General features: G+C 55.6%; 1 protein-coding gene. It reads left to right on the forward strand.

Annotated features, from left to right (window positions below; genetic code table 11):
* Positions 1–556 (forward strand): hemagglutinin repeat-containing protein (locus ALO_RS14690; protein ID WP_004097250.1); only part of this gene is annotated, 556 nt, incomplete at both ends.

Below are 556 nucleotides of genomic sequence, written 5' to 3' on the forward strand. Positions count from 1 at the left end.
CCCAAGACGGAGATATTCGCATAGGCGGCTCCAGCATAGACGGAAAAGACATCCTCCTAGACGCAGCCAACGACGTAAACCTGCAATCAGCCGCCAATACCGTAGACAGCCGCAGCGACTCCTCCCAGAAATCCGCCTCCGTAGGCGTGGACCTGGCCAGTGGAGGCGTCACCGTATCGGGACAGCTCGGCAAGGGAAACACAGACGAACACAGCCTCAGCTACAACGAGACAACAATTACAGCGGAGCAGAAGCTGACCGTCCAGTCTGGCAATGACACCAACCTGGCAGGTGCGCAGGCAAAAGGCGATACCGTTGAAGTCGACGTAAAAGGCGATTTAAACCTGGCCAGCCAGCAGGATCGGGAGACCTATACCGAGAAGAATAAATCGGTTGGCGGCAGTATTGGATTTGGGGCCGGGGCCTCGGTAAATCTGTCAGCGAATACAGGCAAAATGGATTCCGAATACAGGAGTGTCAAGGAGCAGACCGGGATCTTTGCCGGTAAGGGCGGCTTTGATATTAAGGTGGAAGGCAATACCGACCTGAAGGGGGC

The sequence above is a fragment of the Acetonema longum DSM 6540 genome (assembly GCF_000219125.1).
GTDB lineage: Bacteria > Bacillota > Negativicutes > Sporomusales > Acetonemataceae > Acetonema > Acetonema longum.